We start from the raw sequence: 19,650 nt of genomic DNA, 5'->3' as shown, positions 1-19,650 counted from the left end.
ATCAAGGTGATGCCTTACCACGGGGATCATCCGGGACAGAAAGAAGGTATGGATTATGAGCAAAGGAAAGGATAAAGCCTGGTTTGCCCTGTTCACGGTACCGCTTTTGTTTATTTTCACGACCGTGGTCATCATCCCGTTCATCATCGGGATTTATTACTCCTTCGTCCAGTGGGACGGAATTCCGGCCAATCCGAAAGTATTTGTGGGCATGGACAATTATGTCCAGATCTTCCAGGACGAACGCTTCCTGTCATCGGCTTGGCACACCGTGCAGTTTACGCTTCTGGCGCTGGTATGCGTCAACATCCTGGGCCTGGGATTCGCGCTGCTAGTGACGACCAAGCTTCGCTCGCGTAATGCCGCACGGACGATGTTCTTTATGCCGAACCTGATCGGCGGCCTTATTCTCGGTTATATTTGGCAGTTCATTTTCACCGATGCCTTTAGCTTCCTTGGGGAGAAAACCGGGCTCGGCAGCATCTTCTTCAACTGGCTCCTGCATCCGCAGTTCTCGCTTTATGCGATCGTTGTCGTATTTACCTGGCAGCTGGCCGGCTATACCATGATCATCTACATTGCCGGCATCCAGGGGATCCCGGATGAATTGATGGAAGCGGCCAAAGTCGACGGCGCGAGCCTGTGGCAGCGGCTGAAGAGCATCGTCTTCCCGCTCCTGATGCCATCGTTCACGATCTGTCTGTTCCTGACCCTGTCGGGCGCATTCAAAATCTACGACGTGAACCTGTCCCTGACCAAGGGCGGTCCGAATAACGCGACCGAGATGTTTGCGATGAATATTTTCAATGAAATATTCGCTTACGGCAATTACGGCATAGGCCAGGCGAAAGCGATCATCTTCTTCCTGATCGTAGCCGGACTTACCTTGACCCAAGTGATCATTACGAAGAGAAGAGAGGTGCAGATGTGATGAGGAAAACAGGCAAATGGCTGCTCGATATTGTGCTGCTTCTCTTCGCGATCGTCTTCCTGTCTCCTGTCTTCATCATGCTGATCAACTCGTTCAAGGACCGTGCGGAGCTGTATGAGAACGCGCTTGCGTTTCCGTCATCCTTCAGCTTCGAGTATTACAAGTCGGCGATGGAGAAGATGAATTTCTTTACGGCGCTTGGCAACTCGCTCTACGTGACGGTCGTCTCAGTGATTCTTGTCATCGTGCTGGCTTCCATGACGGCATGGATGCTGGTGCGGACGGATAACAAGCTGAGCAAAATCATTTTCTTCACGTTCGTGGCGACGATGCTCATTCCGTTCCAGACGCTGATGATGCCGCTCATGCAGGTCATGGACTGGATTCGCAGCAATCTGCATATTCCGATGCTGAACACGCATGAGGGCTTGATCTATATGAATGTCGGTTTTACCTCGAGCATGGCGGTCTTCCTATACCATGGCTTTATCAAGTCGGTACCGGTCGCTCTGGAAGAGGCCGCGACGCTGGACGGCTGCTCCAAGCTGGGCGTATTCTGGAGAATCGTATTTCCGCTGCTGAAGAACATCACCGTAACGGTAGCGATTTTGAACGTGATCGCCCTGTGGAATGACTATCTGCTGCCGTCCCTGACGCTGTCGGATAAAGGGCTGCGGACGATTCCGCTTTCGACGTTCTACTTCTTCGGGGAATTCACGATCGTATGGAACCAGGCGATGGCCGGCCTGACCTTAACGATTATCCCGGTGGTCATCTTCTATATTTTTGCGCAAAAGTATATCATCAAAGGGATTGCTGCAGGTGCGGTAAAATGAGGCGGATCATTACCAGAGCGGATGATCTGGGCTCGAGCCGTTCGGCCAATCTGGCGATTGCAAGAACCGTAAACGCCGGATTTATCAAAAACGTATCCGTTATGGCGCCGGGGCCGTATGTGGCGGAAGCTGCCGAGCTGCTGGCCCGCCGCGATGACATATGCTTCGGATTCCACATGACGCTGAATGCGGAGTGGGACCGCATCAGATGGGGACCTGTTTCGGCGAAGGAACAGGTTCCTTCGCTTGTGGACCCAAGCGGATATTTCTATCAGGATCCGTCGATGTTCCAGCAATCTCCTCCGGCCTTGGAGGAGATTGTGGCCGAGTGCAGCGCGCAGCTGGATAAGCTGACGGCGCTGGGCTTTCGCATAACGTATGCGGATTCGCATATGATGCCGGAGCGCTTCGTCCCCGGGCTTCAGGAAGAGCTGGACCCCTGGATCGCAAGCAAAGGACTGATCAATCACCGGTATTACTATAACTTTTTCCCTGACGGCGTTCCATCTTCCATCCCGCAATTCGAGGCTGTGCTCAGCAGGCTCACAGACGAGCAATATTTCTTTCTGTCTCATCCGGCACTCTATTCGGAGGAGATGACGCAATGCGGCAACGCCCGGGTCGACGGCGAAGAGCTTGCGCGCGGGCGTGATGCCGAGGCTGCCTTTCTGATGCAGGAGAACTTGATCGAGATCAGCGAGCGCCATGGCTTTCGACCGGTTCGATATGATGAAGCGGTTTCAGGATCTGGTGTATAATGGTTCTGACAGGATGATCGATTACTTGCAATATACAGGGAGAGGCGGATTCTTATGAGTATGGACACGGTTCAATCATTGTCAAGAAGCACCCCCGAACGCCAAGGCATTTCCTCGCGGGCGATCGAGCGCTTTATCGGTTCGGTCCAGGATCAAGGGCTAGAGCTGCACAGCTTTATGCTGCTTCGCCGCGGCCATGTCATTGCGGAAGGCTGGTGGGATCCGTACGGGCCCGAGCTTCCGCACATGCTGTTCTCGTTAAGCAAGAGCTTTACCTCGACTGCGATCGGACTCCTCGCAGAGGAAGGCCGCATCGCCTTGACGGATCCAGTGATCGGCTTCTTTCCGGAATATGCGCCGGAGGCTCCATCTGAAAATCTGGCGGCGATGACTGTGCGGGATTTGCTCGTGATGGGGACCGGCCATGCGGCGGAACCGGCGCTGGAATCCGAGGACTGGGTAGCCGACTTCTTCAAGCAGCCCGTAGAGCATGAGCCGGGAACCCACTTCGTGTACAACAGCGCGGCGACGTATATGCTCTCGGCGATCCTGCAGAAGATTACCGGCAAGACGCTGCTGGAGTATTTGGAGCCCCGGCTCTTCGAACCGCTCGCCATTCACGGAGCCACATGGGAGAGTTGTCCGCGGGGCATCAATGCCGGCGGCTGGGGACTCAAGCTGAAGACGGAGGATATTGCGAAATTCGGTCAGCTGTATCTGCAGAAGGGCGTTTGGGGAGACAAGCGCCTCATTCCGGAGGCGTGGGTCCTCGAAGCGACGTCGAAGCAGATTTCGAACGGGCCGGCAGACGGCTCCTCCGATTGGACGGAAGGATACGGCTACCAGTTCTGGAGATGCCGGCACGGTGCCTATCGCGGCGATGGCGCATTCGGCCAATACTGCATCGTTCACCCCGAGCTGGAGGCGGTTATCGCCATCACCTCGGGCTTGAATGATATGCAGGCCGTCCTGAACAGCGTATGGGAGCATCTGTTGCCGGCCTTTGAGCCGGAGGCTTTACCGGAGAATGAAGGGGCGGCGGTCTCGCTCACCGAAACGCTTGGAGCGCTGAACGTGCAGCCGCCGAAACTCGCGGCCTCTTCCACGCGGGAGCAGGATGTTTCCGGAATCGTGTTCGAGCTCGAGGAGAATGAGCAGAAGCTTCGTACCTTCTGCGTTCGTTTCTCGGAGGAAGAAGCCTTGCTGGAGATCGAAGCGCACTACGGCCTCGAATCGCTCACGCTTGGCCGGAACGCATGGGCGGAAGGCACGACGAGACTGTTCCGGATGGAGGAGGGCAAGGTATGCTCCTCCATGACATGGAATGACAACGGCAATCTCGTGATCACGCTTCGAGCGGTCGAGACGCCGTTCTGCCTGACCGTGGAGGCTGACTTTACAGAAGACGGGCTTCATTTGGCCCAATCGGTCAACGTATCCTTTGGAGACCCGAGGCTGAAGCCGATTACGGGTCAGGCAAGGGAAGGGCAGTAATGAGGCTAGGCGCTCCCTCAAGTGCAGATTGGGGCGTGAACCATAGAATTGCTTCAAGCACAGCCGTAACATCAGCAATGAACAAACGCGCTTGGACGCTCGGAGATTTCTCCGAGCGTTTTTTAACGTGTGTTTCTTTCCCTTCCGAAGTCGCTTTTCCATTTTAGCGGAAACTCCCGCCAAGCCGAAGGAATGTCCTCTTCGCATGATGCGACCTTTTTTGCATATGAGTTAAGGTAGAGCGCATTTTACTCCGAGAAGAGGGTGAGGCATGCATGGACGGGACCGAGCTTTACCGGAAAGTCGTGTTGACGGTGTCGGGGAACCGGCTGGTGAAATGGCTTTCGATTCGTTACGGCAAGAAACTAGCGGGCAGATTCATTGCGGGAGATACGCTGGAAGAGGCACTCGATGAGATCGAAAGGCTGAACGGGAAGGGAATCCTGGTAACGCTGGACCATCTGGGAGAGGGCATTACTTCGCTGACGGAGGCTTCGGCCTACCGGGAGGAATATATTCGGCTTGTGGAGGGCATCGCCAACCGGGCAGTGCAATCGAACGTATCCCTGAAGCCGACGCAGATGGGCTTGGCGCTCGACCCGCAGGCAGCATACGAGAACATTAGAACGGTGGTCCGGGCGGCCCAAAGGCATGGCAACTTCGTACGGCTGGACATGGAGGACTCGCCATTTACGCAGGCCACGATCGATATGACGCTGCGGCTTCATAAGGAGGGGCTGACCAATGTGGGAACGGTCATCCAGGCCTATTTGTACCGGTCGGAGGAGGACGTCCGGATGCTAATGAAGGAAGAGGTGAAACTCCGGCTGGTCAAGGGAGCTTATAAGGAGCCGGGAACGATTGCGTATCAGAAGAAGCAGGAGATCATCGGCAATTATAAAAATTTAATCAAGCTTCAGCTGGACCAAGGAGCCTATACCGCTGTCGCGACCCACGATAACAACATCATCGATTGGGTCAAAGTATTTGCAGAGCAGAACCGGATCAAGAAGGATGCGTTCGAGTTTCAAATGCTGTATGGGCTGCGCATGAAGGACCAGGCCCGGCTAGCGCAGGACGGTTATCGAATAAGATGCTACATGCCGTACGGCACGATGTGGTACCCGTATTTTACCCGCCGCATTGCAGAGAAGCCGGCCAATCTGATGATGGTGCTGAGGAATATGTTCAAGTGATTGGGAAGCGAAAAACCGCTGACGATTTCGGTAGGGAAACGGTACGAAAGGTCGGAAAAAGTAAATTCCGATTTGTGGCCGTTATTTTCTGAAAAAACGTGAAAACAGCGAAGGAAAGCGCGTACATTTGGGAATGGCATTCATTATTGCCATTCCATCGCCTTATATCGCTTTATTGCTAAGAAATGGCGAAATAGAGAGGGATATCGAGTATGGAGAAGATAATCGGGGATGAAGAGGACTTTCCGGATTGCACCTGTTCCATAATACGTTACACGGGTTTTCGTCTGCATTTACTTCCCGAATCGCCGGTCGTATGATACGAACTATGAATTGACCGGATGATTTCCGGAAGCTGGCAGGGCGGCCTGATACCGCCGTGGAAGCCGGCCAGTGTGGGAGCTGCGGCCTTCCATCGGAAAAAAGCGCGTATGCCGGAGACCGCTATGGGGTCCTTCGGCTCGTACTTGCGTCAAGTGCCTCTCACCGCTTGACCCTCGGCCGGGCCGCTTTGACAGTTTTCGAAAACATCAGGGTCAACCATTAACCGAATACATGCAACTCGCTAGATTCATTTTCGCTGAGTCCTTGAATGAAAAAGGAGCGGGGGAACCAATCGGGAGACGCGATTTCGCGCGTTCTCTCCGGGGTGAATCCCATAGACAAGATAACGGTCTATGGGTAGGGCGACTCTCACGCCCGAATCCGTCAGCTAACCTCGTAAGCGTATCGAGAGAGGCAACGATTGTCGTGACTTGACGAAGCCGCGGTGTTTTTCGCCGTGCCTTTAGGAAGAAGCCGCGGGAAGAGTTCTTCTCCTCCCGAGGCTTCTTTTTTGTTGCCTTCTCCGACGGACACGAGGAGGAGAACGTATGGAAAAAAAGCAAGACACGATTCTGATATCCGCGCCGACCAAGGCCGGAGAGGCATTCATCCGCCAATTGCTCTTAAGGGAGATCCCGTTCGCCGTTCTGGCAAACAACCCTGCAGAGGGGGAGAGGGCGAGCAGGCTCGGATGCAAGGATGTCATCATGCTCGACACGAGAGACGAGCAGACCTGGGTGCTTCCCGAACGGCCGATCGGCAAGGTGTTTCTGTTCGAGAACAGTTTGAACCTCTGCTGCCGCTACTTGCGAATATGCCGGACATGGACCTCGGCTTCGATCTATGTTATTACAAATTCCGGCAATCCGAGACTGATTTACAGAGGGCTTGGCGCGGATGTCGTGCTGCACACGAATCATGACCGCGTCGATTTCCTGATCGCCGCGCTTTTAGACTAGCTACCGGAAAGAGCTGTTTTTACGGCTTACCGCCAAGGAGGGATAACAATGCAGGATGTATATATGCTGCTTCTGCTAGGTGCAGCCTACGGGCTGTTCCGGCTGTTCATAAGCTGGTGCGGCCGCGTTATTCAAGAATCGGAGGGTGACAGGCCATGACGCTGATTTTGATATTGACCGCTGCGTTATTTTTATATTTGGTTTATGCGCTGATTCATCCCGAAAAATTTTAGGATTCCAACATAAAGGAGGAAGCCGCTTATCATGGGCATCGTACAAATCGCCATCGTCATCCTGGTTCTGCTGCTGCTCGTCAAGCCGCTTGGAACCTACCTCTATCTCGTGTTTCGCAATGAACCCGGCGGCACGGACAAATGGTTCTCCTGGGCGGAACGCCCGATATTTGCCCTCATCGGACTCAAGGAACGCAGGGGGATGAGCTGGAAGGGCTATGCGCTCAGCTTCCTGCTCACCAATATCATCCTGGTCGGAGCAGGGTATGCCATCCTCCGTTTTCAACAGGTGCTGCCGTGGAATCCGAACGGCATCGAGAACATGGAGCCGACGTTGTCGCTCAATACAATGATCAGCTTCATGACCAATACGAACTTGCAGCACTATAGCGGGGAGTCGGGCCTCTCTTACTTTTCCCAGATGGCCGTGATCATGATGATGATGTTCACGTCCGCCGCCACCGGGCTGTGCGTTGCCATCGCCTTTATCCGGGCCGTGACGACGAAAGGCGCTACGGTCGGCAACTTCTTCGAAGACTTCGTGAAGGCCATGACCCGGGTGTTTATCCCGGCGGCCTTCCTTATTGCCATGCTGCTGGTGGCACTGCAGGTGCCGCAGACGTTAAAGCCGACCATGAGCGTAACGACCCTTTCGGGATCAGAGCAGCAGATTGCGGTCGGCCCGGTAGCCGCGCTTGAATCGATCAAGCACTTGGGAACGAACGGAGGCGGCCATATGGGAGCCAATTCCGCGCATCCGTTCGAGAATCCATCCCCGTTGACGAACGTGATCGAAATATTGTGCATGTGGAGCCTCGGGGCTGCCCTGCCCTATACGTTCGGATTGTTCGCCAAGAGCCGCAAGCAGGGCTGGATCGTGTTCTCTGTCATGATGACGCTGTTCATCGGTTTTCTATCCCTGAACTATGCGGCCGAATCAAGCGGGAATCCAGCGCTGAACCGGCTCGGGATTGATTCGTCCCAAGGCAGCATGGAAGGCAAAGAGGTCCGCTTCGGCATTCCGCAATCCTCCTTGTTTACGACCGTCACGACGGCGGCCACGACCGGATCGGTCAACAACATGCACGATACCCTGACCCCGCTTGGGGGCATCACGCCGCTAGCGCTAATGATGCTTAATTCCGTCTTCGGCGGGAAGGGCGTCGGCTTGATGAACATGCTCATGTACGCGATTCTGGCCGTATTCCTGGCCGGGCTGATGGTCGGACGAACACCCGAATTTCTTGGCAGGAAGATTGAAGCGAAGGAAATGAAGCTGATCGCCGTCGTGATCCTGGTGCACCCGTTCATCATCCTGGCACCGACAGCGCTTGCGTTGATGACCGATGCGGGTCAATCAGGCATTACGAACGCAGGGTTCCACGGCATCTCCCAGGTGTTGTATGAATATACGTCTTCGGCGGCGAACAACGGGTCCGGGTTTGAAGGGCTTGCCGATAACACGCCGTTTTGGAATGTAACAACCGGTCTGGTCATGCTGCTCGGCCGTTATATTTCGATGATCGCATTGCTGGCGGTCGGCGGATCGCTGATGCGGAAACAGTGGGTGCCGGAGACCCCAGGAACGTTCCGTACTGATAACGGGTTGTTCGCCGGCATTCTGATTGCCGTCGTGCTGATTATCGGCGCGCTGACCTTTTTGCCTGTACTGGTTCTCGGGCCGGTTGCCGAGCATCTTACGATTCGTTAAATAGAAGAGGTGACTTAGGACAATGAATAACCCCAAACAACGTTTAATGACCAAAGCGATGGTCGTTCAGGCGCTGAAGGACAGCGTTGTGAAGCTGAATCCTGTCTTGATGCTGAAAAATCCGGTCATGTTCGTGGTGGAGGCCGGAACGATCGTGGTGCTGCTGATGACGCTGTTTCCGTCCTATTTTGGGACGGAGAGCAGCATCGGCTTCAATCTGACCGTGTTCCTGATCCTGCTCTTTACGCTGCTGTTCGCGAATTTCGCGGAGGCGATGGCGGAAGGGCGCGGAAAAGCGCAGGCCGATTCCCTGAAGCAGTCCAAGAAGGAGATGACGGCCAATAAAGTAACGGAAGGAGGCAGCGTCACGGCGGTTCCGTCGACCGAGCTGCGCAAAGGGGATATCGTCATCGTCTCCCAAGGCGAAATGATACCCGGCGACGGCGAGGTCATCGCGGGATTGGCATCCGTCGACGAATCGGCCATCACCGGCGAATCTGCGCCGGTGATCAAAGAGGCCGGCGGCGACTTCAGCTCGGTTACCGGGGGCACCCGCGTGATCAGCGATACGATCAAAATTCGGATTACGAGCGATCCGGGAGAGGCATTTCTCGACCGAATGATCTCGCTTGTTGAAGGAGCCTCCCGCCAGAAGACGCCAAACGAAATTGCGCTTAACACGCTTCTGACCGTACTGACGCTCATCTTCCTGATCGTGGTGGTGACACTGGCGCCGATTGCGAAGTATCTAGGCATTGAGCTGTCGGTTCCCGTGCTCATCTCGCTGCTTGTCTGCCTCATTCCGACGACGATCGGCGGTCTGCTGTCAGCGATCGGCATTGCGGGGATGGACCGGGTCACCCGGTTCAATGTGCTGGCGATGTCGGGGAAGGCGGTAGAAGCAGCCGGGGATATCAATACGATGATTCTGGATAAGACAGGAACGATCACATTCGGGAACCGGATGGCCAGCCGGTTCATTCCGGTGGGCGGCGAATCGCTCGCTTCCGTTGCCCGGTGGGCGGCCGTTAGCTCTCTGCTGGATGAGACGCCCGAGGGCCGTTCCGTGCTGGAGCTGATGAAGAAGGAAGGGCATGCCTTCGATGAAGGGGTGGCGTCCGGCGCCGAGTGCATTGAATTCAAGGCCGAGACGCGGATGAGCGGCATGGACCTGAAGGATGGCCGGAAGGTTCGTAAGGGAGCGGTGGACGCGGTGAAAGCCTGGGTGCAGGCACAGGGAGGAGAAATCCCCGCAGATCTGATCCCAAGCAGTGATGCTATCGCCACCGAGGGCGGCACGCCGCTGGCTGTCGCCGTCGACGACCGGCTCTACGGCTTGATCTATCTGAAGGATACGGTGAAGCCGGGCATGAAGGAGCGGTTCGGGCAGCTGCGCCGGATGGGCATCAAGACGATTATGTGTACCGGCGACAATCCGTTGACCGCAGCGACGATCGCCCGCGAGGCGGGCGTCGATGATTTCATAGCGGAGAGCAAACCGGAGGATAAGATTGCGGTCATCCGCCGGGAGCAGGCGGAGGGCAAGCTGGTTGCCATGACCGGCGACGGGACGAACGACGCTCCGGCGCTGGCGCAGGCCGACGTCGGCCTCGCCATGAACAGCGGCACGGTTGCCGCGAAAGAAGCGGCCAACATGGTGGATCTCGATTCCGATCCGTCGAAAATCATCGAGGTGGTTGCCATTGGCAAGCAGGTGCTGATGACGCGCGGTGCCTTGACCACGTTCAGCGTGGCCAATGACGTGGCCAAATATTTCGCAATTATTCCGGCCATGTTCACAGCGGCTATTCCAAGCATGGGAGCACTTAATGTTATGGGGCTCGGCTCCCCGATGTCGGCGATTTTATCGGCGCTGATTTTCAATGCGATCATCATACCAGTGCTGATTCCGCTTGCGATGAAGGGCGTGTCCTACAAGCCGATGAGCTCATCCAAGCTGCTGCAGCGCAATGTGCTGGTCTACGGATTTGGCGGGGTTATCGTCCCGTTCGTCGGCATCAAGCTGATAGATATGATTGTCCATCTATGGATTTAAGGCGAGCGCCTTGGCGGTCCTAGCAAGGGATGCAAGAGTTTGCCCGCCGGTCACAATATCGTGATGAACCTAATCAGAAGGGATCGAAGAACCATGATGAATCATCCTGTGCAAAAAGCCTCTGGACGTGTTTCCGCTCGAGCCGAGGCGATCCGCGTTCCGGTCGGGATTGCGGTGAGAACGAGCTTTGTCTTTATTGTCCTGTGCGGCTTGCTGTACCCGCTCGTAACGACAGGCGCCGCGCAGCTGCTGATGCCGAAGCAGGCCAATGGCAGCTTGATCGAGGATCGAAGCGGCAATGTGGTGGGTTCGGAATTGATCGGTCAGAGCTTCACGGATCCGAAATATTTCCACGGCAGGTTATCCAGCATTGAATATGACGGGGCGGGATCCGGCAGCAACAACTATGCCCCGTCAAACCCGGAAATGCTGGAGCGGACCAAGGCTGAGATCGAGGCGTGGAAGAAGAACAACCCGGGCGTTCCCGTCCAAGAGCTTCCGATCGATCTCGTCACGAACTCGGGCTCGGGACTAGACCCTCATATCACGCCGAAATCGGCTGAAGTTCAAATTCCGCGCGTCAGCGAGCGGACGGGGATTGCCGAAGCGGAGTTGAACCGACTGGTGAAGGAGCATACGGAAGGGCGGGATTTCGGCGTGTTTGGCGAGCCCCGTGTCAATGTGCTCAAGCTGAATCTGGCGCTGCAAGAGCTTTTGGAACATGACTGAGCCGTACCGAAGAAAATCGCCGGAGGAAATCCTGCGATCGATCTTAAAGCTGAGGCAAGGACGTCTCAAGGTTTATATCGGAGCCGTAAGCGGGTCCGGCAAAACCTATCACATGCTCCGCGAAGGCCAGAGCCTGAAACGGCAGGGGATCGATGTTGTCATCTCGGCCGTATCAACGATGCAAAGGCCTGATACGGTGGAACAGGCCCGGGATTTGGAGCGGGTGCCCAGCATCCATTGGTTCGAAAGCGGGAATGAGCGTAAGGACCTGGATCTGGAGCGGCTGCTGCGGCGGAATCCGGAGGTGCTGCTGGTAGACGGTCTGGCGCACCGGAACCGCAAGGGAGCCAGGTTCGAGACCCGGCTAGAGGATATCCGTTTTCTTCTTAGCCACGGCATCAGCGTCATTACGACGATCAATGCTTACGAGCTGAAGGACGTAGGCGATATCGCGAGCAGATTGACGGGCGTCACGGCCGGTTATTCGCTGCCTGCGGATACGCTGGAGTCCGCGGACGAAGTGGTACTGATCGACGTTACGCCCGAGACGATGCTGGAGCGGGTGCAAAGCGGTCTGCTTGCCGGCGGCGATGCTTGGGAGCGGGGCAATCTGGCCGTGCTTAGAGAGCTTACCCTTCGGCTGGTAGCGGAGGGCGTTAACAGTTCGCTGGAGCGGCATCGGAAGGAGCGTGGGCTGACCGGCCCTTCCGGCGCCGCCGAGCGGATCCTGGTCGCCGCGCAGTATCATTGGAACGGCTCCATCTATATGCGTCGCGGCCAGCAGATTGCCAAGCGACTGAACGGCGAGCTGCTCGTCGTCACGTTCGTGAAGCCCGGATCGACGCTCGGGAAGGAGCAAGATGTATATCGGCGCGGCCCCCGGCGTCGGGAAAACGTATGCGATGCTGCGGGAAGGCGGCGACCTGCGCCGAAAAGGTCTGGACGTGATCGTCGGTCTCCTCGAGACCCACGGCCGCGCCGAAACCCAATCTCAAGTTGGCGAGCTGGAAGTAATGCCGCGAAAGACGAAGCAATACCGCGGGACGCGATTGGAAGAGATGGATACCGACGAGATCCTGCGGCGAAAGCCCGATGTCGTGCTGGTCGACGAGCTGGCCCATACGAATGTGCCCGGCAGCCGGAACAAAAAGCGGTATGAGGATGTGCTTGATATCTTGTCTGCCGGAATCTCCGTCATTACGACCGTGAATGTGCAGCATCTGGAGAGCCTGAACGATGCGGTCCTGCAGGTTACCGGCGTCCGCGTCAGGGAAACCGTGCCTGACCGCATTCTGCAGCTGGCTGACGAGGTTCAACTGATCGACGTCACCCCCGAGACCCTGCAGCAGAGGATGCGGGAGGGCAAAATCTATGCGCCCGAGAACATTCAGCAAGCGCTCGGCTCCTTCTTCAAGACCGGAAACCTGATTGCGCTGCGGGAACTAGCGCTAAGGGAAATCGCCGACGACGTGGATGAGCGGCTGGAATCCCTTGAGCGAAGCGCCTCGCTGCGGGGACCGTGGCGACGGGAGGAAGTGATCTATGTTCTTGTCGGCAGCGGCCCCGAGTCGGAGCGAATCATTCGCCGCGGCTTTCGAATCGCCTACCGGCTGAAGGCGGCCTGGTATGTAACGCCGCTGCCGGATAGAACTGAAGACTGCAAGCCGTCCATGCCGGCAAGGGATCCAATACAGGCGATGACGGAGCGGCTTGGGGGGATTTTTCGTCCACTGGAGCTGCAAGGGAAGCAAGTATACGACTTACCTGCGATTCTAATCGCGGCGGCTGATGAAGTGAAGTCAACCCAGCTTATTATTGCTCAGCCGCCGGGCAATGGGTTCCCCGGCTCTTCCCAAATGCGGTTCGCGAAGCAATTGCTGAGACGGGCCAGGCATATGGATGTGCTGGTCATTTCCGACGGTGGCCGGTAAAGGGCGGTTGTTTAGGCGATAGATACCCGGCGATTCGCTATAAGCTCAATGACCCGCTGATAGTGTTCCCGTTATAACAACGCCCGCCTTCCTGTATAGGAAATGCGGGCGTTGTTGTTATGCAAAGCTACGGTAAGTTATGCGTTTAAGGGGGCGTTTACTCGCCGGACAGCGAGCGGTCGCCGGTCAAATATTTTTCCGTCAGGGTGGATAGCAGCTGGATGCCGACTTCATTCTGTCCGCCTTCCGGAATAATCAGGTCGGCGTATTTTTTCGAAGGCTCGATAAACGCTTCGTGCATCGGTTTTACGGTCGACAGGTATTGATTATGGATGGACTGAATCGTCCGGCCGCGGTCCTCGATATCCCGGACGACCCGGCGGAGGAGACGCACATCGGGATCGGTGTCCACGAATACTTTAATGTGCAGCAGCTTGCGAAGGTTCTCATCGGACAGCACATGCAGTCCCTCGATGATGACAATGTTGTTGGGCTTAAGCTCTACGGTCTGATCCTTGAAGCGGGCATGCTTGGTAAAGTCATACACGGGCGCCTGTGCCGGCAAGCCCTGCTTGAGGATGCCCAGATGCTCGATGAGCAGGTCGTTATCGAAGGCAAACGGATGATCGTAATTGATCGCTTCGCGCTCCTCGAAGCTGAGCTCCGGGTGATCCTTGTAATAATTGTCTTGAGAAATGAACGTCACTTTATCTGAGCCGAGTCGGTCGATGACTGAGCGGGCAACCGTTGTTTTGCCCGACCCCGTGCCGCCGGCGATACCTATAATGAGCATGGCGAATCCATAACCCTCCCTAGAAGTTTACAATTTCATTATTGTAGCACAGCATGCGCCTTTTTTCACTATGAGGACGCAGAGTAAAAGCTGGGATTTTCGAATTTTTCTCATCATTATTCTAACCAAGGAATGGTTAACAGAATCTGGATCGATTATCATAAAGCTAAATGCTCATATGGACAGGAGAGATGAAGGATGGCATCAGTACCGATTTATCCTTGCAAGCGCGCGGTTTACAGGGGGGCAGGAGAGGACGGCGCCGCAATCGATTGGGAGCGCTGTGAAGCGGTGGAGCTGACCGATACCGTGACGGGAAAGCCTGTGAAGGAACAGACAAGCGTCCAGGCCTGTTGGAGCCCGGAATGGTTTCATGTCCGGTTTATCTGCCAAGACTCACATGTTGTATCCCGATATCGGCACAGGGATGATCCGCTGTACGAGCAGGATGTGGTCGAGCTGTTCATTGATGAGACGGGAGCGGGGCGCGAATATATCGAGCTTGAGGTCAGCCCGCATAATGTTGTTTTTGACGCCCGGATCCAAAACGACGGCATGAAGTCGATTACCGCCAGTGATGTGGCGTGGGATTTGGCCGGACTTGAAACTACCGTAACGCAGGATGATGAAGGGCAAAGAATATACGACATCGCGATCCCGGCCGTCAATTTCGGGAATCCGCCTCGTGCGGGCGGGAGCTGGAACGTCAACTTTTACCGTATAGACGAGGATCCCCAGGGCTTGCAGGAATTTCAGGCGTGGAGCCCGACGGGAGAGGTGAATTACCATATTCCGTCCCGGTTCGGCAAGCTCGTATTTGAGGAATAGAGGCTTAAATGGTTCAGCGGATAAAAGGCTCTCCTTTATACATAAACAACATGGGGTGAAACAAAATGGATCGAGAGCATGCCGTATTCCTTCTGAAATGTCACGCTTTCGTGCATGAAGACCTCGAGCATCCGAAGATGCAGCGCGGGTTTCTCGGCATGCTGCGCCCGTTCAACGGCGAGCTGGTGGAGGAGAACTTTCACGAGTTGATGCAGATCATCGAGGTGCTGGCTGATGACCTTGGCCAACCGGCGCTGGATCGGGAGATCATCGCTTGCTTCTGGAGCATCTGCCAACTGGCAACGGCCTGGGCGGTGTATCCGGAGGGGATGCTGCGGAGGAATGGGCTCTTGACGGCCGACCAAGAGGAAACAATCGAGGAATGGATTGACATGATCTCTTATGCGGTCATGGTGCTGCTGGAAGGCGAAGGCCAGCTGGATGAAGCCCTGTGGGGTTATCGGGAGTATTTGAAAAGGGCGTAGGGGAAGCAGTCATGGGGCGAATACCATCTGTATGTTTATAATGATGACGGTTCGGAAGGTGCCTTAAACATCGTCGCTTCGACGAGAGAATAGGCGTTTTGGCCGTGAAAAAGAGACCGCTCGCGCAAATGAATGCGGGCGGTCTCTTAATGTACTGTAATATGAGGGCGTGTAGAAGGACTGAAGCGCGTTTTTTTATTTTCCTGCGAGGGAGATCGTGATCTGACCGTGCTTGTCTTGGATGACCTTCAAGTTCAGAATGTCGGACAGGAACTCAAGCGGCACGTATACGTGTCCGTTTCTCATCTCCGGTGCTGCACCGAGCTTGCGGGGAGCTTTTTTTCCAAGAAAGTAGCTGTCCTTGTTCAAGCTGATGGAGCTCCGGAGGGCTCCTTTGGAAATGTCGGCGGCTTTGCGCTTGCCGTTCCATGCAACGTCGAACTGCAGCTGGCGCAGGGCGCTTGCCAACGGCACCATGATCTTGCCGTCTTTGCCGATGTAATGCTTGCCGGAAGGAATGATCGATTGGACAGCTCCGTGCACTTCCTCCTTACGGTCCGGAAGCTTCACGGCAAATTCGGGCGTGCCGGTTGATCCCGGGGCGATGCTGTATTCTTGGAACACGATGTACGCTTTGCCGTCCTTCACGTAAAAGCTCTGCTCGGGATCTACACCCTGAAAGCCGTCCTCCCCTTCAAAATAGCGCTCTTGGTCTGCAGCGATCGCGGATTTAATATGCGCATCCAGAATGGATGGGTACTTATTGCCGAACAGGTCCGCAAGCGTTACGCGCTTCGCTTCGGCCTCATTCGTGAAGTTGTACGTATCGATACGGGTATCCGGATTGTTCATGCCGGCCCCCTCCGTCGTGATTTTCAGGGAGACCAGACCGTTGTCCGAGCCGTCTGATGTCAGCTCATATTGAATCAGCAGCTGGTAGGGATGCATGGCGTAGCCGTTCTTTTGGGCCAGAGCTGCGGATGCCGCGGCCTCCTGTTCCCATTTTGCGAGATCCTTGAAGGCATGGGAGTCAATGATATCGTTCAGCTGATCCTGATATTTGGTGTCGGCGAGCCCTTGGAATACGGGAATGGTGATATCGGCCTCGAGCCATTTCTCGGTGGATTGGAGCGTCTTGCTGGTAACCAGCGGCGCGGCAAGCGCGGGAGCCGTGATCCGTCCGTTGCCGGAAGCGGCCTGGGCCTGTGCATGGACATGAGCGGAAGGAAGCCCGGAAGCGGAAACCATCAGAATGCCTGCCAAGCCGGCGGTGGCCAAGGTTTTGGTCCATTTTGTTGTATGCTGCATCGTTTTCATCGTAATTAACTCCTGGTGTTAAAAAAGGATATAGTCGTACAGTAGTTGTTAGTTGTTACATTGGAATCATGCCCAGCCGGGCTCGCCCGAGGCGATTTCCTGCTCCCTTACGCGGCGCCATTCATGTGGTTGATTTCCCGACATGTGACGCAACACCGTACACTGTGGAGCTATTGCGCGGTACAAAACGGCTTCTTATTAGTTATTTGATATACTCGTTGCTGACGAGCAAGTCCTGGATCGCCTCCGTCGGAATCGTGAATTCCACAACGCCCATGTAGCCCGGCGCTACGTCATATTCATCGAAGCTGATGACCAGCTTGCCGTCCTGATTAATGTAGAAGTTCTGATCCTTCGCGATGCTTCGGAACATCTCCTCTTCCGGCATATCGGGTTCGGTGCCCGGCTGCTGAACCCAGTAGACCTTGTTAGGGTCGTCCTTCATCTGCTGACGCATTTGCTCTTTAATATTGTCGCTGATCGCTTGGATATAGCGGTCGTCGCTGAAGAGGCTCGGCAGCGTGATGACGATGTGATTGATTTTATCGATCGTATCGTATTTGCGGGATTCGGCGGATGATCCGGCCGATTCGACGACATAACGGGAGAGGGTCAGCAGCCGATCCGTATCGGTGACGACTTCATAGCCGCTTTCCAGCCCGAGATGTCCGCCCCCGCCTTTTTCCAGCTGAGCCACTTCATCCTTGAAGTCCTCGTACAGCTTCCTGTTTTCCTCCAAATACTTGGTATTTAGGGACTGCTCCAGCTCAGGATCGCCGGTGCCGGCAATGCCGGGCGTTTTAAGATGCACATCGGTGTTTTCGTTCTGCTCGGCATATTCCCGGATGGTGATCACCTTGACGATCTTCCCGAGCACCGGCACTTCAGACAGCGCCTGGGCGAAGGCCGGGCTGGCGTTTACGCCGGCAAACAGCAGGATGCATGCAGCCGCGGCGCTGGCGAGCCAGGGCATGGCCTTTATTTTTTTTCGCCGGGAGGCGATCGTTCTGTTCACCATCTCGTTTAATTCATCGGGAATAGGAATGGACTCATACTCCTGCTTCATCCTATTCAGCTTGTCATGCATTATCGTAGCTCCTCCTCTTGGTCTTCCTCGCTCATGTTCACCCGAAGCTTCTGCAGTCCTTGATAGAGCCTTGTTTTCACGGTACTGAGATTCTCATGGAGCACTTCGGCAATTTCTTCGATCTTCATATCTTCAAAAAATCGGAGGATAATCACGATCCGGTATTTGTCCGGCAGTTCATCCAGTGATCTTGCCAGGTCCAGATTCGGATAATGGTCTTGGCTGCTTGGCAGCACGACCTCCAGTTTTTCATCGTCCATGATTTGGACTTTTTTCTGTTTTCGTATGAAATCCAGGGATGTTGTCACAACGATCCGGAAAAACCAGCTTTTTAATGAACCCGTATGCTTTAGGTTTTCCATGGACATGAACGCTTTGTGGATGGCGTCCTGTACGATGTCGAGGGCATCCTCTTTGTTGCGGACATAGCTGTAAGCCAGTCGATATGCCCTTTCCTGGTTTTCGGTGATGCATTGGATTAGAAGCTTCTCCAGCTTCCGGCCGCCTCTCATGTAATCAGACACTCCTTTGGGCCCGCGCGGGTAACCATCAATTGCAATTGCCTTACGGAAGCAAGACGTGCGAGTGGTTTGAAAAGTTTGATTAGCTTAAAAAAATTTTTGGTCTGCTGCGACCGTCCACGATTTAGCAGGCAGAGAAAGCCGCGCAACAAGCAAAAGACCCCAGCTTCACCGGGGTCCTGACGCTAACTTCTATTCACCTTCATATTTTTGGATAATAATCGCGGAATTATGCCCGCCGAAGCCGAACGAATTGGAGATGCCGATCCGCAGACCATCGGAGCCTCTAGCATGGTTCGGTACATAATCGAGATCGCACTCGGGGTCTGGCGTTTCCAGATTGATGGTGGGCGGAATGACGCCCTCTTGCAGTGATTTGACGAGCGCGATCGCCTCGATGCCGCCCGAGGCGCCAAGCATATGGCCGGTCATCGATTTGTTGGCCGTCACCGGAATCCGGTACGCATGCTCCCCGAATACCTGCTTGATGGCCGCCGTTTCCGAACGGTCGCCAATGACGGTGCTCGTAGCATGGGCGCTGATAACATCGATATCGGCCGGCGACAGCCGTGCTTCGGCAAGCGCAGCTCTCATCGCCCGGGCAGCTCCTTCGCCATCCGCAGGAGTCGCGACCATATGATAGGCGTCCGAGCTGGCGCCGTAGCCGATCACTTCGCCAAGGATCGGAGCGCCTCTGCGTTTGGCATGCGTAAGCGACTCCAGGATCAGGATGCCGGCGCCCTCCGCCATGACGAAGCCGTCGCGATCCGCGTCGAACGGACGGCTGGCGCGGGCGGGATCGCCTTCCCGGGTAGAGAGGGCGGTTGCGTTCGCGAAGCTGGCTACGGAAATGCCGGTCAGAGCCGCTTCCGTACCACCTGCAATGACGACATCCGAGCGGCCAGCCTGGATGTGATAAAAGGCCTCGCCGATGGCGGTGTTCCCGATCGAGCAGGCGGTCACCGGAGCGAGCGTCGGCCCTAACGTCCCATACCGAATGCTGATCATGGCGGCAGCCATGTTGGGGATCATCATCGGCACGAGCGTAGGACTTATTCGCTCCGGCCCCCGCGTGGCCAATGTTTCGCTTTGATTCATGAGCGTCTGGATGCCGCCGATGCCGGAGCCGACATAGACGCCCATGCGCTCCCGGTTGACCTGGGTCAGGTCCAGCCCGGAGCTGGACACGGCCTGATCGGCCGCTGCCAAGGCGAACTGGCAGAAGCGGTCCATACGGCGGGCTTCCTTCGCGCCGAATCGTTCGTTTGGATCAAATCCTTTGACGGTGCCTGCTATTTTCACTTTATGCTTTAAGGTATCAAATGTATCGATAGGCGATATGCCGGACTCTCCCCGTGACAATCTCGACCAGAAGGTTTCGGTGTCATTGCCGAGCGGCGAAATGACGCCCATGCCCGTAATTACGACTCTTTCCATAAGATTCCAGCCTCCTCTAAGACT

Annotated in this window: 16 protein-coding genes, 1 pseudogene and 1 riboswitch; of the genes and pseudogenes, 12 read left to right on the top strand and 5 right to left on the bottom strand. The window is 55.5% G+C overall.

Annotation, left to right across the window (positions count from 1 at the left end; translation table 11 throughout):
* Positions 1–55 precede the first annotated feature (55 nt).
* The 10 genes and pseudogenes from NSQ46_RS28275 to NSQ46_RS28230 all read left to right on the top strand — a co-directional run bounded on the left by NSQ46_RS28275 (position 56) and on the right by NSQ46_RS28230 (position 13,158).
* Entirely contained in the window at positions 56–931 is an 876-nt protein-coding gene (locus tag NSQ46_RS28275) for a sugar ABC transporter permease (RefSeq protein WP_007130685.1), read from the top strand.
* Positions 931–1,767 (top strand): carbohydrate ABC transporter permease, encoded by an 837-nt coding sequence (locus tag NSQ46_RS28270; RefSeq protein ID WP_341035069.1) that lies wholly within the window; start codon positions 931–933, stop codon positions 1,765–1,767. Before NSQ46_RS28275 ends, NSQ46_RS28270 begins: the two co-directional genes overlap by 1 nt.
* A complete protein-coding gene (locus tag NSQ46_RS28265; protein WP_342575577.1) occupies positions 1,764–2,525 on the top strand; it encodes a ChbG/HpnK family deacetylase in 762 nt (253 codons plus the stop codon). Before NSQ46_RS28270 ends, NSQ46_RS28265 begins: the two co-directional genes overlap by 4 nt.
* Before the next feature lie 54 nt (positions 2,526–2,579).
* Positions 2,580–4,019: a serine hydrolase gene (locus NSQ46_RS28260; RefSeq protein WP_341341385.1), complete on the top strand. Its 1,440-nt coding sequence runs from the start codon at positions 2,580–2,582 to the stop codon at positions 4,017–4,019.
* A gap of 275 nt (positions 4,020–4,294) precedes the next feature.
* Complete coding sequence (locus tag NSQ46_RS28255) at positions 4,295–5,215, top strand: proline dehydrogenase family protein (RefSeq protein ID WP_342575574.1); 921 nt, start codon at positions 4,295–4,297, stop codon at positions 5,213–5,215.
* Between the two features lie 568 nt (positions 5,216–5,783).
* A riboswitch (cyclic di-AMP (ydaO/yuaA leader) is annotated at positions 5,784–5,958 on the top strand.
* Between the two features lie 129 nt (positions 5,959–6,087).
* Complete coding sequence (locus NSQ46_RS28250; RefSeq protein WP_340897820.1) at positions 6,088–6,498, top strand: hypothetical protein; 411 nt, start codon at positions 6,088–6,090, stop codon at positions 6,496–6,498.
* A gap of 264 nt (positions 6,499–6,762) precedes the next feature.
* Complete coding sequence (gene kdpA, locus NSQ46_RS28245) at positions 6,763–8,442, top strand: potassium-transporting ATPase subunit KdpA (protein WP_340897818.1); 1,680 nt, start codon at positions 6,763–6,765, stop codon at positions 8,440–8,442.
* A 22-nt stretch (positions 8,443–8,464) separates the two neighbouring features.
* Positions 8,465–10,498, top strand: a complete 2,034-nt coding sequence (gene kdpB / locus NSQ46_RS28240) for a potassium-transporting ATPase subunit KdpB (RefSeq protein ID WP_342575572.1) — start codon at positions 8,465–8,467, stop codon at positions 10,496–10,498.
* A gap of 96 nt (positions 10,499–10,594) precedes the next feature.
* Positions 10,595–11,227, top strand: coding sequence for a potassium-transporting ATPase subunit KdpC (gene kdpC, locus NSQ46_RS28235; protein ID WP_342577024.1), 633 nt, complete (start codon positions 10,595–10,597; stop codon positions 11,225–11,227).
* Positions 11,220–13,158: pseudogene (locus tag NSQ46_RS28230) on the top strand (histidine kinase). Before kdpC ends, NSQ46_RS28230 begins: the two are co-directional and overlap by 8 nt.
* A gap of 157 nt (positions 13,159–13,315) precedes the next feature.
* Here NSQ46_RS28230 and udk read toward each other — a convergent pair.
* Positions 13,316–13,951 (bottom strand): uridine kinase, encoded by a 636-nt coding sequence (udk, locus tag NSQ46_RS28225; RefSeq protein WP_007130673.1) that lies wholly within the window; start codon positions 13,949–13,951, stop codon positions 13,316–13,318.
* A 198-nt stretch (positions 13,952–14,149) separates the two neighbouring features.
* Here udk and NSQ46_RS28220 point away from each other — a divergent pair, with 198 nt between their 5' ends.
* Both NSQ46_RS28220 and NSQ46_RS28215 read left to right on the top strand, forming a co-directional pair.
* Positions 14,150–14,779, top strand: coding sequence for a carbohydrate-binding family 9-like protein (locus NSQ46_RS28220; RefSeq protein ID WP_342575570.1), 630 nt, complete (start codon positions 14,150–14,152; stop codon positions 14,777–14,779).
* A 65-nt stretch (positions 14,780–14,844) separates the two neighbouring features.
* Complete coding sequence (locus NSQ46_RS28215; RefSeq protein ID WP_144869610.1) at positions 14,845–15,264, top strand: hypothetical protein; 420 nt, start codon at positions 14,845–14,847, stop codon at positions 15,262–15,264.
* A 195-nt stretch (positions 15,265–15,459) separates the two neighbouring features.
* On the opposite strand, the gene NSQ46_RS28210 is transcribed toward NSQ46_RS28215, so the two are convergent.
* From NSQ46_RS28210 to fabF, 4 genes are all read right to left on the bottom strand, one after another.
* Positions 15,460–16,581, bottom strand: coding sequence for a stalk domain-containing protein (locus NSQ46_RS28210; RefSeq protein ID WP_342575568.1), 1,122 nt, complete (start codon positions 16,579–16,581; stop codon positions 15,460–15,462).
* A 202-nt stretch (positions 16,582–16,783) separates the two neighbouring features.
* Positions 16,784–17,668: a DUF3298 domain-containing protein gene (locus NSQ46_RS28205; protein ID WP_251536122.1), complete on the bottom strand. Its 885-nt coding sequence runs from the start codon at positions 17,666–17,668 to the stop codon at positions 16,784–16,786.
* Entirely contained in the window at positions 17,668–18,180 is a 513-nt protein-coding gene (locus NSQ46_RS28200; protein ID WP_342575567.1) for an RNA polymerase sigma factor, read from the bottom strand. The genes NSQ46_RS28205 and NSQ46_RS28200 overlap by 1 nt, the downstream gene beginning before the upstream one ends.
* Before the next feature lie 201 nt (positions 18,181–18,381).
* Entirely contained in the window at positions 18,382–19,626 is a 1,245-nt protein-coding gene (gene fabF, locus NSQ46_RS28195; protein WP_342575565.1) for a beta-ketoacyl-ACP synthase II, read from the bottom strand.
* Positions 19,627–19,650: the final 24 nt, after the last annotated feature.

This window comes from Paenibacillus sp. FSL M8-0142 (genome assembly GCF_038597315.1).
Classification (GTDB): Bacteria; Bacillota; Bacilli; order Paenibacillales; family Paenibacillaceae; genus Paenibacillus_AQ; species Paenibacillus_AQ lactis.
This window is presented reverse-complemented; position numbering and strand designations above follow the sequence as displayed.